General features: G+C 62.8%; 14 protein-coding genes. 7 read left to right on the plus strand and 7 right to left on the minus strand.

Annotated features, from left to right (window positions below):
* Position 1 precedes the first annotated feature (1 nt).
* From X727_RS162060 to X727_RS162050, 3 genes are all read right to left on the minus strand, one after another.
* Entirely contained in the window at positions 2-388 is a 387-nt protein-coding gene (locus X727_RS162060; RefSeq protein WP_023744268.1) for a type II toxin-antitoxin system VapC family toxin, read from the minus strand.
* Positions 385-630 (minus strand): type II toxin-antitoxin system VapB family antitoxin, encoded by a 246-nt coding sequence (gene vapB, locus X727_RS162055; RefSeq protein ID WP_023724992.1) that lies wholly within the window; start codon positions 628-630, stop codon positions 385-387. The genes X727_RS162060 and vapB overlap by 4 nt, the downstream gene beginning before the upstream one ends.
* 65 nt (positions 631-695) lie before the next feature.
* Positions 696-1,784 carry a hypothetical protein gene (locus tag X727_RS162050; protein WP_023744267.1) on the minus strand — a complete coding sequence of 363 codons (1,089 nt, stop codon included), beginning with the start codon at positions 1,782-1,784 and terminating at the stop codon, positions 696-698.
* Positions 1,785-1,884: 100 nt separating this feature from the next.
* Here X727_RS162050 and X727_RS162045 point away from each other — a divergent pair, with 100 nt between their 5' ends.
* The 5 genes from X727_RS162045 (at position 1,885) to X727_RS162025 (ending at position 5,521) form a co-directional block, all read left to right on the plus strand.
* Entirely contained in the window at positions 1,885-2,313 is a 429-nt protein-coding gene (locus X727_RS162045) for a DsrE family protein (protein ID WP_023683648.1), read from the plus strand.
* Between the two features lie 73 nt (positions 2,314-2,386).
* The gene (locus X727_RS162040) at positions 2,387-3,166 is read left to right on the plus strand and encodes an SDR family oxidoreductase (RefSeq protein WP_023669971.1); all 780 of its coding nucleotides are present in this window, start codon (positions 2,387-2,389) and stop codon (positions 3,164-3,166) included.
* 79 nt (positions 3,167-3,245) lie between these two features.
* A complete protein-coding gene (locus X727_RS162035) occupies positions 3,246-3,554 on the plus strand; it encodes a putative quinol monooxygenase (protein WP_023691624.1) in 309 nt (102 codons plus the stop codon).
* An 80-nt stretch (positions 3,555-3,634) separates the two neighbouring features.
* Positions 3,635-4,723: an AbrB family transcriptional regulator gene (locus tag X727_RS162030; protein WP_023744266.1), complete on the plus strand. Its 1,089-nt coding sequence runs from the start codon at positions 3,635-3,637 to the stop codon at positions 4,721-4,723.
* Positions 4,724-4,768: 45 nt separating this feature from the next.
* On the plus strand, positions 4,769-5,521 hold the full coding sequence (locus X727_RS162025) for an SDR family NAD(P)-dependent oxidoreductase (RefSeq protein WP_023669968.1): 753 nt from the start codon (positions 4,769-4,771) through the stop codon (positions 5,519-5,521).
* A gap of 56 nt (positions 5,522-5,577) precedes the next feature.
* On the opposite strand, the gene X727_RS162020 is transcribed toward X727_RS162025, so the two are convergent.
* A complete protein-coding gene (locus tag X727_RS162020; RefSeq protein ID WP_023744265.1) occupies positions 5,578-6,474 on the minus strand; it encodes a LysR family transcriptional regulator in 897 nt (298 codons plus the stop codon).
* Between the two features lie 146 nt (positions 6,475-6,620).
* Here X727_RS162020 and X727_RS162015 point away from each other — a divergent pair, with 146 nt between their 5' ends.
* A complete protein-coding gene (locus tag X727_RS162015) occupies positions 6,621-8,156 on the plus strand; it encodes an MFS transporter (RefSeq protein WP_023744264.1) in 1,536 nt (511 codons plus the stop codon).
* 10 nt (positions 8,157-8,166) lie between these two features.
* Here X727_RS162015 and X727_RS162010 read toward each other — a convergent pair whose 3' ends face one another.
* The 3 genes from X727_RS162010 to X727_RS162000 are packed head-to-tail and all read right to left on the minus strand — an operon-like array spanning position 8,167 to position 10,429.
* The gene (locus tag X727_RS162010) at positions 8,167-8,481 is read right to left on the minus strand and encodes a nuclear transport factor 2 family protein (RefSeq protein WP_031192978.1); all 315 of its coding nucleotides are present in this window, start codon (positions 8,479-8,481) and stop codon (positions 8,167-8,169) included.
* Entirely contained in the window at positions 8,481-9,257 is a 777-nt protein-coding gene (locus tag X727_RS162005; RefSeq protein ID WP_023705945.1) for an esterase family protein, read from the minus strand. The genes X727_RS162010 and X727_RS162005 overlap by 1 nt, the downstream gene beginning before the upstream one ends.
* Before the next feature lie 5 nt (positions 9,258-9,262).
* Positions 9,263-10,429: an ATP-grasp domain-containing protein gene (locus X727_RS162000; RefSeq protein WP_023751274.1), complete on the minus strand. Its 1,167-nt coding sequence runs from the start codon at positions 10,427-10,429 to the stop codon at positions 9,263-9,265.
* Between the two features lie 482 nt (positions 10,430-10,911).
* On the opposite strand from X727_RS162000, the gene leuA reads away from it, so the two are divergent.
* Positions 10,912-12,588 (plus strand): 2-isopropylmalate synthase, encoded by a 1,677-nt coding sequence (gene leuA / locus X727_RS161995; RefSeq protein WP_023833535.1) that lies wholly within the window; start codon positions 10,912-10,914, stop codon positions 12,586-12,588.
* Positions 12,589-12,742: the final 154 nt, after the last annotated feature.

The following is a 12,742-nucleotide window of genomic DNA, read 5'->3' on the forward strand; positions in this document are numbered from 1 at the left end:
GTTACCACGTTTCGATAGTGAGATCTTTGATCCGCTCGAATTCCCGGATATTGCGGGTTATCAGCGTGAGGTCCCGAGCACGTGCCTGCCCGCCAATCAGCGCATCGTAGGGACCAATCGGGGTTCCCAGTGCCGCAAGCCCAGCACGAATCTCACCGGCATGTCTCGCGTCGTCTCGGTCGAATTCAAGTACCGGGAACTGCAAGGCTTCGATGCGCGCCAGATTTTGGACCTTTCGCTGGCTCTTTTCAGCGCCGTAGTACAGCTCATGCAAAACGACCGCCGAGAGAGCAAAGTCTTGTGGTGCATGCCGTTTGAGCAAAGCCAGCAGACCCTCGTCGCCCGCGATGACCGCTATGACGGCATTGGTGTCGAGCAGGTAGGTCACTTAAAGAGGTCATCCAAAGCAGGTCGATCCTGACCATCCTGACGCTCCAGCGCTCCCTGGACGAAATCGTCGTCAACCGGTCCGATGACCTGGTCGAGCCATGCCCAATCCTGCGCAAGCGGCTCCAAGATGACAGTTTGCCCATGACGACGGATCGAAACCTCGTCTGCCTCGAACCGAAACTCCTTAGGCAAGCGCACAGCTTGTGACCGGCCTGACCAGAACACCTTTGCCTTGTCCATGTGCTATCCTCAAATGAGATATAGCAAAGATATATACCATGGTAGCGTCATAGACAAGATCGAACTCAACGAGTGCAGGCCGACTGCGGCATAGCCTCCAACCGGTAGACCTTGTCATCGGACTTGGTCTTGCCATCCGCCGAGCACAGATCGACAATCGCCAGGCTGCTATTGGGGTTGGCCAGCATGAGGGTGCCGTTGGCGCCGCGCTTGAGGAAGATTTCCTTTTGCGCGATATCGCAGGAAAAGTTGCTCATCTTCGAACTGGCCGCGCAGCGCCATTGATCCGCTTCACCCTGGCAGGAATAGGTCTGCGTGACCTTCGTCCCGTTCTTCCTGGTGGTCACCGAAACGGCGACATCGGAGCCGTCGGGCCAGTTGGCGACATCGCCTGAGGCAAAGGAGGCGAGTTCGACCGGCCCGCGGAAGACCCGGATCGACTGCGTCACCTGGTCGGGATGCGAGGAGAGATGCGCGGCATCGTAGTCTCGCCCGAAGCAGAAGGGTTGGTCCGGTTTCAGTCGCTCGCGCAAGGGAGCCCCAAGCGCCGGATCGATCGGGTCGATCTTGGCGAATTCAGCCTGGCAGGTTGCGGCCGGCATCGGGTCAAGACGGAAATTATCGTCCTCCGAGCCCAGCGCCTGCCGGTCATATTCGGCTTCGCCCAGTTCGTCCTCCGATCCGGCGTCGAGATAGAGATCGGACGAGACATCGGTGAGGATCAGGCGGCCTTTGTCATCGAGCTTCAGCGACGCCATGGTGCGGTCGCAGTCCATGCCGCAGCGGATCGGACCTGACTTGCCGTCCTCGGACTCGTGATTGCACCAGCCGCCGGCCCATTGCGGCGCCTTGGCGCCGCGCACCATGGTGGTGAGAAAACCGTTGTAGGAGGTGTCGGCGTTTGCCATCGGCTCCTCGTTCGGATGGCTCACCGGATCATGGCCATAGAGGAAGAAGATCCGCGCCACCTTCTGCTTTGGATGCGCCTTGAGGTGCGCCGCATCATAGACGCGGCCGAAACAGGCATCGGCGCCATTCGGGCTGAGTTCGGGTAATTTAAGCACATCGTCGGCCGCGGCCGAACCCGCAAGCGCGCCGAGCAGCACGGCGCCAAATCCAGCGCTGGCAACAACCTTCCACTTCCTGAACGCCATGTGACCCCCTCCTCGCATCGACAGGACGTAACGTGAATTTATGCTAGTATCATGGCCGCAGCCACGCAATTTGCGGGGAGCGCCAAGCCGAGAGGATGCCATGCGTCGACGCGACATGTTCCGGGCCAGCCTTGCCGGTGCCGCCGGCCTGTTCGGGCTGAGCCGGGCCGCCGCCGCTGAAGACAGACCGAAGGTCGCTTATCACCTCAGCGACCTCGATAAGGTCAACTTCGTGCTCGGCAACATCAAGAACCACTATGAAGGCACCGGCGGCAATGTCGACATCGTGTTGGTCGTGCATGGTCCGGCCCTTGCCGGCTTCAAGTCGAAAGGCCTATCGGCGGCGATCTCGGGACGCTTTGCCGGCCTTGTCCAACAGGGCCTTGAGCCGCATGCCTGCGGCAACACCATGCAAGGCATGGAGATCACGCTTGCCGACCTGCTCGAGGGCTTCCACGCCGCCGACAAGGGCGGCGTCGTCAAGCTCGCCGAACTGCAGCGCCAGGGCTACGCCTATCTCCGGCCCTGAGCCGCCACGGGCTTGAACGTGAAGGCCATGAGAGCCTACGAAGGGTGGCCAAACAGCCCGAAGGAAAGTGCTCATGACCGCGACCACCCTCGTCATCCCCGATCTTGCCGGCAAGGCGGTGCTGGTCACCGGCGCTTCGACCGGCATCGGTGCCGCCCTTGCACTGGCCTACGCCGCCCAGAAATGCCGGGTCGCGCTGCACTACAATTCGAGCCGGAAGGCCGCAGAAACGCTGGCCAAAACCATCCGCGACAGCGGCGGTGAGGTGTTCCTGACACAGGGCGACTTCTCACAGGCAGCCGATGTCGAGCGGGTAGTCGAGGAGAGCGCCGAAAAATTCGGCCGGCTCGACGGGCTGGTCAACAATGCCGGCGGCATGCTCGGCCGCGTGCCCTATGCTGAGCAGACCGAGGCGCACTACGACGCGGTGATGGACCTCAACGCCCGCTCGGTGCTGACGGCCTCGCGCAAGGCGATGCCATGGCTGAAGAAGCAGGGCGGCTTCATCGTCAACACCTCGTCGATCGCGGCGCGCAATGGCGCTGGCGGCGGCGCCGGGCTGTACGGTTCGGCCAAGGCCTTTGTCTCCAATGTGACGCGCGGCATGGCCAAGGAACTGATCGGCTTCGGCATCCGCGTCAATGCGGTGGCGCCGGGCACCATCGCGACACCCTTCCATGAGCGCTATTCCACCGACGAGCAGATGAAGGGCATGGTCGCCACCATTCCTCAAGGGCGTGCCGGCACGGCCGAAGACTGCGTCGGCGCCTATCTGTTCTTGTCCTCCGATCTTTTGAGCGGCTACATCACCGGTCAGGTCATCGAGGTGAACGGTGGCCAGTTGATGCCGTGAGCCGGCAATTGCATACTGCGTCTCGCAACCATGCATGTCGTGCGCACGTTTGCTGAGGTTGGAAGAAAGGGGAGAGGCAATGTACGGATTGATCGGAAAGATGCGGGCGGCGCGCGGCCAGCGCGACGCGATCATGGATGTGCTGCTCGCCTCGACCGGCGCCATGCCGGGTTGCCTGAGTTATGTCATCGCCCGCGACCCGGCCGATGCCGACGCGATCTGGGTGACCGAAGTGTGGACCGACGCCGCAAGCCACAAGGCTTCGCTGCAACTGCCGGAGGTCCAGGCAGCGATCGCCAAGGCCCGGCCGATCATCGCCGGCTTCGAATTCCAGGTCGAGACCCATCCGGCCGGCGGTTTCGGCCTGCCCGCCATCAAGAACGAGTGACATCCCAACGCGGGGTCGGGGTCGTGAATTTCGTCCGAGACAGCGTTCGCATTTTTCTCTTCCAGGTCTAAGACCCAAACATGGACTCTTCGCCAGACCAACCGGCCGTCGAACGCATGGCGCGCATGCGTCCGGTTCGGCAGTGGCTGGTGCTGCTGATCGTCTCGCTGCTGTTCGCCGGCGCGCTGGAATACGCCGCACTGCCGGCGGCGCTGCTGATCGGCCCGATGCTGGCGGCGATCCTTGCCGGCACCAATGGCGCCACGGTGCGCGTGCCGCGGCCGCTGTTCGCCGCCGCCCAGGCCTTGGTCGGCTGTCTGGTCGCGGCGTCGATCTCCACCGACATTTTTTCGGTGTTCTACAAGGAATGGCCGCTGGTCCTTGTCGTGGTGCTGGCGACCCTTGCGGCGTCCAGCCTGCTTGGCTGGTTGATCAGCCGCTGGCGCATCCTGCCCGGCACCACCGCGGTCTGGGGCTCGTCGCCGGGGGCTGCCACTGCCATGGTGCTGATGGCCGGTGCCTTCGGCGCCGATCAGCGCCTCGTCGCCTTCATGCAGTATCTGCGCGTCATCTTCGTCTCGATGACGGCGGCGCTCGTCGCCAAGATGTGGGTCGACACGTCGGGCATCGAGGTACCAGCCATCGTCTGGTTCCCGCTGATCGAACCGGCAGCCTTTGCCGCCACGCTCGGCGTGGCGCTGGTCGGCGGCCTGCTTAGCCGGTTGTGCCGGCTGCCGTCACCCTTCTTCCTCGGCACTTTCATCTTTGGCACCATAGTCCATCTCGGCTTCGGCGCGGCGATGCAATTGCCGCCATGGCTGCTGGCGCTCTCCTATGCGATGGTCGGCTGGTCGATAGGGCTGAACTTTACCCGGGCGATCCTGCGCCATGCGACACGGGCGCTGCCGCAGATCGTCGGCTCTATCGTCGTGCTGATCGCCTTTTGCGGCGGGCTTGCGTGGCTGATCAGCCACGTCCTCGGCATCGATCCGCTGACCGCCTATCTCGCGACCAGCCCCGGCGGCATGGACAGCGTCGCCATCATTGCCGCCGCCGCGCAGAACGTCGACATATCCTTCGTCATGGCCTTGCAGTCGACCCGCTTCCTGGTCGTGCTCATCGCCGGGCCGAGCATAGCGCGGCTGGTGGCGAGAGCCGTCAGGGACTGAGATTCAAATATCCAGGGAAGAGGAAAAGTGCCCATGAAACGTCGTGTGAATGCCGTCGATCTCTCAGGCCGGGTCGCCGTGGTGACCGGCGGCGCGCAAGGCATCGGCCTTGCTGTCGCCCGGCGACTGCTGTCATCGGGCGCCAGCGTCGCCATCTGGGATGTGGACGAGACCGCCATGGCGAAGGCCGTTTCCGAACTCGCCCCGCTCGGCCGGGTCGAGGGTTTGCTGTGCGATCAATCGCTGATGGAGGCCGTCGACAGCGCCGCGACCGAAACCGAGCGCTCGCTTGGTCCGGTCGATCTGCTGGTAAACAATGCCGGCATCGCCGGACCGGCAGCGACGGTGGCGGATTATGATCCTGCCGCCTGGCGTCAGATAATCGACATCGACCTCAACGGCGTCTTCTACTGCTGCAAGCGCCTGGTGCCCGGCATGATCGCGCGCAGCTACGGCCGCATCGTCAACATCGCCTCGGTCGCAGGCAAGGAAGGCAATCCGAATGCCGCCGCCTATTCCGCCGCCAAGGCCGGCGTGCTCGCGCTGACAAAATCGCTCGGTAAGGAACTGGCCGGCCACGACATCGCCGTCAACGCGCTGACCCCATCGCCCGCCCGCACCCGCATCCTCGAACAGCTCACTGAGGCCCAGGTCGCCTACATGCTGGGCAAGGTGCCGCGAGGCCGGTTCGTCGAAGTCGAAGAGGCGGCTGCGATGATCGCCTTCATGCTATCGGACGAAAATTCCTTCACCACCGGCGCGACCTTCGACCTGTCTGGCGGCCGCGCCACCTACTGAGAAGCAGAGCTATTCCTCGCTGTCTTCGTTATCGCCGTCGGCCGCGAAGGACTAATTCAAGAGCCGCCCAGCGTCGCGGCAAGCCGGTCGGGAAGGAAATCGACGAAGGCGCGAACCTTCGGCGACAAATGACGATTGGACGGCCACAGCAACCGGAACTGGCCGCGGCCGTCGACATGGTCGTCCAGCACCGTGCGCAGCAGGCCGTCACGCAGCGCCTCGCGGACCAGGAAATCGGGCATCGAGCTGATGCCGAGCCCGGCCATCGTGGCGCCCTTCAGCGCCTCCGTGTTGTTGCAGGTCAGCATCGAGCGGACCTGCGGCTCGGCGCTGCCGCCGATGAACGGCCAGCCTTGCAGCTTGCCGCTGTTGGGAAAGCGGAAGCGGATGCCGTAATGGTTCACGAGATCGTCCGGGCGGCTCGGGTTGCCGTGCTGCTCGATATAGGAGGGTGCCGCACACAACAGCAGCCGGAAGGGTGCAAGCGGCCGCGCCACCAGGCGCGAATCCGGCAGGTTGCCGCTGCGGATCGCGATGTCGACGCCTTCGTCGATGAGGTCGACGATGCGGTCGTTAAAGTCGATGTCGAGTTCGATTTCGGGATAGCGCGCCATGAACTCGGACAGCACCGGGAACAGCAAATGATAGGTCACGATCGGCGTCGAAACGCGCAGCCGCCCATGCGGTGTTTCGCGGCTCCGCGACAGCATCGCCTCGGCATCGTCGATGTCGTCGAGGATGCGCCGCACCCGCTCGTTGAACAGCTTGCCCTCTTCGGTCAGGCCGATGCGGCGCGTGCTGCGCTGAAGCAACCTTACGCCGAGATCCTGCTCGAGCCTGGCGACGCTCTTGCCGACGGCCGATGCCGAGATGCCGAGCGTGCGGCCCGCAGCGATGAAGCTGCCGAACTCAGCCGTGCGGGCAAAGGCCAGGAGCCCATTGAGGCGTTCCATCGCATCTCTCGATTCGAGCGTTTCAGTCCGGTATATCTGGAGATTTAACACTATTTTTCTCGAAGTGTCGCGAGCCTATCTTCCCGTTACGACCGGCGCAGCAAGCTTGCGGCAGGCCGGCGGATCCTGGTTCAGATAGGAAATCCATGACCTCGAAGACCACAAACGGCGCGGTCGCGCCATGGCTTGTCCTGTTGTCGGTATGCCTTGCCGCCATGACAATGCCCTTGACCTTCACCGGCCCGGCCGTCGCGCTTTCCCGCATTGCGGCCGACCTCGGCGGCAGCCCGATCGCGCTCAACTGGGTGACCAACGCCTTCATGCTGACCTTCGCCGCCACCTTGATGGCATCAGGCGCGCTGGCCGACAATCATGGCCGCAAGCGGCTCTTCCTTGTTGGCCTCGCCACCTATGTGCTGGCATCGCTGGGATCGATGTTTGCCCCTGATATCGTCTGGTTCGATGTGCTCAGGGCTGCGCAAGGGCTCGGCAGTGCCGCCGCCTTTGCCGGCGGCGCCTCCGCTCTTGCCCAGGAATTCGATGGGCCATTGCGGCTGCGCGCCTTCTCCTTCCTCGGCACCAGTTTCGGCATCGGCCTCGCTTTTGGGCCGATCGCGTCGGGCCTGCTCATAGATGCTTTCGGCTGGCGATCGATCTTCGTCTTGGTGGCAGTGCTCGCGATTGCAGCCGCTTTGCTCGGCCTGCGCACCATCAGGGAATCGCGCGATCCGGATTCGACCGGCCTCGACTGGGCGGGAGCCGGCACCTTTACGATCGCGCTGGCATCGCTGACCTACGGCGTGCTGCAAGCGCCGCAGAGCGGCTGGACCGATCCCCTGGTGATCGGGCTTCTCGTGGCGGCCGCCCTTTGCTTTGCCGCTTTCGTCGTCGTCGAGCGGCGCGTGCGCCGGCCGATGCTCGATCTCTCGCTGTTCCGCTTTCCCCGCTTCGTCGGCGTCCAGTTCCTGGCGGCCGCTCCCGCCTATGGCTTCGTCGTCCTGCTGGTGCTGTTGCCTATCCGCTTCATCGGCATCGAGGGGATGAGCGAGATCAAGGCGGGGCAGTTGATGATCTGCCTGTCGGGACCGCTGTTGATCCTGCCACTGCTCGCCGGCCAGGTAGCGCGCTGGATCGCTCCGGCAACGATCTGCGGTGTCGGCCTGCTTGTGGCCGCCGACGGCCTTGTCTGGCTGAGCCTGACACCGCCTGTCGTCGCAGCGCTGGTGGCGCCGCTGATCCTCATCGGCGTCGGCATCGCCTTGCCCTGGGGGCTGATGGACGGACTTGCCGTCGGCGTCGTGCCGAAAGAGCGTGCCGGCATGGCGGTCGGCATCTTCAACACCACCCGCGTCGCTTGCGAAGGCGTGGCGCTGGCGATCGTCATGGCAGTCCTGTCGGGTGTCACGGCAGCCCAACTGGCGGCTCAGGGAACGGCGTCTTCCCTGGATGCAACCGCCGCCGCGCAGCTGCTGGTGACCGGCAACATCGGCGAAGCGGCAGCCCGCTTGCCGGGTGCCGGAGCCACGGTCCTGGTCCAGGCCTATGAGATCGCGTTCGACAGGCTGCTGATCGTGCTGGCGGCAATCACCATCGTCACCGCCCTTGTCGTCTTTCTCGGCTTGCGCCGTGGATCGGCGGTGGAACACGAGACCATTGCTCTGCCGGTTTGCCAGGAAGGGTAGCTGAGCCGCGTCAGGAGATGACGAGGCTCGCTATGCGGTGGCCGTCCAGCACGAAGGTCATGTCACCCTCGCCGTTGAAGCCATTGCCTTTCACGGCAATGCGGACGCGGTAGCTGCCCTCGACCTCGGCGATGCGGACAATGCGAAGATTGGACTTCACGCCGATATTGTCCGACTGGTTCCAGCGCGCGATCTGCTGGCGGCCTTGGAAGGACCGCCCCCAGTCGGTCAGGGACGCGTCGGCTGTGAACGTGTGGAGAACGGCTTCGCTATCACCCGCATTGGTGGCCTCGATAAAGCGGCGGATAGGTTCGGGTGTGGTCATCAATCGAGCCGGTGCATCAGATCATCATCCAGCCAGCGGCCGAAGAAATAGACCAGCTGCTTGTGCCACCATGGCCAGTCATGACTGACATCGCCGCCCCAATAGTCGACCCAGGCGGGAATGGATTTGTCGCGCAGGATCTGTTCCAGCCTGCGGGTCTCGACCAGCATCCGCTCTTCCCAGGCGCCCTGCCCGCAGCAGAAGATCATCCTCAGCGACTTCAGCCGGGCAAGCAGTTTTGGGTCTACGATGCCGGGCAGATAGTCGAGCGGCGAATTGTAGAAAATGTCGCCTTCCAGCACCTTGCCGAAGAAGTCGCCCGCCGAATAGACGCCCGACAGCGCGATGACGCCGCTGGCGAGTTCGGGAAAGCGAAAGACGAAGTTCGAGGAATGATAACCGCCCATCGAACAGCCGGTGAACAGCGGCTTTAATTTGCGCCCGCCATTGGCTTGCTCGGCGGTCGCCAGAAACTCCGGCAGCGCCTCCTCGCGCACATATCGGAAATAAGCCTCGTGGCGACCGATACGGTGGGCGGCGCCGGCATGCTTGTTGAAGAACGATTCCGAATCGACGCCGTCGACCGCGAACAGCTGGATGCGGCCGGTATCGATGAATTCGGCCAGCGCTCCAACCCCTCCGGAATCCTCGAATTGGTAGAACCGCCCCTGCGACGTCGGGAACACCACCACCGGCCGGCCGGCATGGCCGTAGCGCTTGTATTCCATGTCGCGGCCGAGATTGCCGGAGAAATGCTTGTGATAGGAGATGTCCATCGCGTTCAAGCCTTTTCCGCGTGGATGTAGGCGACGGCCGCGCGCAGTGCTGCTTCGTCTTTCGAGCGCATCTGGTAGGCGTAATTTCCCATGGCGCGGCTGAAAACCTCTTCTATCGGCTGATGATGGACGATCTTGTCGCGATGCGCGGCTATCACGTCCTCATGGCTGTGCAAATAGTGGAGGTGCTGCTTGCGGCTGGCATAGGCGGTGAAATATTTGCCCTCGTAAGGCCCGCCGGCGGCATCCTTCACCACCATGTCCGCCCAGGCCGCGTAAACGTCGATGTCGAACGTGTAGTTGATCGCATCGGTCATCCAGGCGCCGGGCGGCCGCATGTTGACCTCAAGCGCGATGACGCGGTCGTCCTTGGTTTCGAACAGCTCGATGTGGAAGAAGCGCTCGCGCACGTCGAACGCCTTGAGGATTTTGCGGCCGGCCTCTTCGATCGCCGGTCGGACCTTGGGAAAGCAGGTGTAGCTCATGTGGCGATCCTTGTTGACCACTTCCATGATGCTCTGGTCGTAGCGGTGGCTGGCCGCCAGCACCACCTCGCCGTCACGGTTGACCAGCCCATCGAAGGTCACCACCAGCCCCTCGATGAACTGCTCCATGACGAAGGTCACGTCCTCGGGCTTGTCTCTGAAAAACTGGTCAAGCTCCCTGGCGTTGGAAATCTTGAAGGTGTTCGAGGCGCCGGACCCGGAATCGGGCTTCACCACCACGGGATAGCCGACGCGGCGGATGAAGGTCATGGCGCCGGCCCGGTCGGAGCATTTGCGCTGGGCGATGGTGTCGACGCCGCTCTTGCGGAAGAATGCACGCATGCGGCTCTTGCGCTTCAAATTCTTCACGAAATCGAGCTTGGTGCCGTAGATATTGAAGTCGGTGCGGATATTGGCCTCCAGCTCCAGCCAATGCTCGTTGAGGGACTCGAAGCGCTCGATCCGGCCCCATTTGTGGATGAAATGACCCATCGCCCGGAACACCGGATCGTAGTCCTCCATGTCGGCGATGCGGTAATATTCCGACAGGGCCGCCTTCAGCTTGCCGTCCAGCGCCTCATAAGGCGCATCGCCAATGCCCAGCACCGTAGCGCCGGCCTTTTTCAGCCGGTCGCAGAAATCGGCGCCGTTGGCGGGAAAATGCGGCGAGAAGAAAACAAAATTCACGGATGACCCCTCCGACGGCGAAGCATTGCGGCCCCGGCTACACGCAAGTCTGGCGCATTTGCCGCGCATGGGGAAGAGTGCTCGCGAGTGGTGGAATGGCAGCCCACTTGCCTGTCCATGGCGGCTCCTGTATGAACCCCGCCATGAACACGCGCGTCTCCTCCGTCGCTTCCCGTCCGACCGGCTTTGCCGGCGAGACCGTGCGCGCGCTGGCATCGACCCTGCTTCTTCTCGGCCTTATCGGCGATCGCCGGGTTCGCTGAAGGAGCGCCCGGCGGTCGAACCGCCGCTTACGCGCACGCTCCTTGGCCAGTTCAGAAATTGGCAATTCACATCAAGCGAACGAAAATCTGATAAGGCGCTGCTCGCCCTGGAATCCGTCCGAAGACCGATCCGCGAGCCGCCGGGAGAACAAGACGATGAACGCACGAGAAGACATCCGCGCCGGCGAAGCCGAAAGCGTAAAACGCGCGGCCGGCCACATGCCGGGCGCGGCCCGAAAATACCAGCCCTACCCGACGGTCGGTCTCACCGACCGCACCTGGCCCAACAAGGTCATCGACAAGGCACCGGTCTGGTGCTCGGTCGATTTGCGCGACGGCAACCAGGCGCTGATCGATCCGATGGGTCATGAGCGCAAGGCGCGCATGTTCGCCCTGCTGCTCGACATGGGTTTCAAGGAGATTGAGATAGGTTTCCCCTCGGCCTCGCAGACCGATTTCGATTTCGCCCGCTGGTGCATCGAGGAAGGCAATGTGCCGGCTGATGTTTCGCTACAGGTGCTGGTGCAGTGCCGTCCCGAACTCATCACCCGCACCTTCGAATCTCTGAAGGGCGCCACCAACCCGATCGTGCATTTCTACAATTCGACCAGCGAGTTGCAGCGTCGCGTCGTCTTCGAGAAGGATGTCGGCGGTATCAAGCGCATCGCCACCGACGCGGCCAAGATGATCACCGACATGGCGGCCAAGGCCGGCGGCGGTTATCGCTTCGAATATTCGCCCGAAAGCTTTACCGGCACCGAGCTCGAAGTCGCGCTGGAGATATGCAACGCCGTCACCGAGATCGTGAAGCCGACAGCCGACAACAAGCTGATCATCAACCTGCCGTCGACGGTCGAGATGTCGACGCCCAACATCTATGCCGACCGGATCGAATGGATGTGCCGCAACCTGGACGACCGCGAGAACCTGCTGATCTCGCTGCACCCCCACAACGATCGCGGCACCGGCATCGCCACCACCGAGCTCGGCCTGATGGCGGGTGCGGACCGCGTCGAAGGCACGCTGTTCGGCAATGGCGAGCGCACCGGAAATGTCGACATCGTGACGCTGGCGCTCAACATGTACACGCAAGGCGTCGATCCCCATCTGGATTGCTCCGACATCAACCGGATGAAGGACGTCTACGAATATTCCAACCAGCTGAAGATCTCCGAGCGCCATCCCTATGTCGGCGAACTCGTCTACACCGCCTTTTCCGGCTCGCACCAGGACGCCATCAACAAGGGCATGAAGGCCTTGAAGAAGGCCAACACGCCGGTCTGGGAAGTGCCCTATCTGCCGATCGATCCGGCCGATGTCGGACGCAGCTACGAGGCGATCATCCGCATCAACTCGCAGTCGGGCAAAGGCGGCATCGCCTATGTACTGCAGGCCGATTACGGCCTCAATCTGCCGCGCAACCTGCAGATCGAGTTCAGCCAGGAGATCCAGGCGATCACCGACGCCGAAGGCAAGGAAGTGCCGGCAAAACGCATCCATGACCGCTTTATCGAAACCTATGTCGACCAGCCCGGCGCACGACTGAAGTTCCTCGACCATCACACCTATCCCGATACCGAGAAAAAGGGCCGGCGCGTGGTCGAGGCGGTGATCCTCGACAACGGCAAGGAGACGACAATCGCCGGCTCCGGCACCGGCCCGATCGACGGCTTCGTCGATGCGCTGTCGCGTCATGTTGGCGTCGACATGTCGGTGCTTGATTATTCCGAACATTCGCTCCAGCGCGGCTCGAACGCCTCGGCGATTTCCTATGTCGAGATGGAATATCCCGGCGGCAAGCTGTTCGGCGCCGGCATCAACACCAACATCGTCGCCGCCTCGCTGGAAGCCGTTGTTTCGGCCGCCAACCGAATAATTAGCCGCAAGGCCGGCTGATATTTTCCTGGGCGCCGAATGTCCGCGGCGCCCGGAAATCCCTCATTTGCCGGGAGAAATTCCGGTTTTTCGTGTCTCCACCAGTAACTATCCGGTGTGTTACGCGATCGCATAACATAAGCATGCTTGTATGGAAGTGCAGGCTCTATATGAT

The sequence above is a fragment of the Mesorhizobium sp. L103C105A0 genome (assembly GCF_000502215.1).
GTDB lineage: Bacteria > Pseudomonadota > Alphaproteobacteria > Rhizobiales > Rhizobiaceae > Mesorhizobium.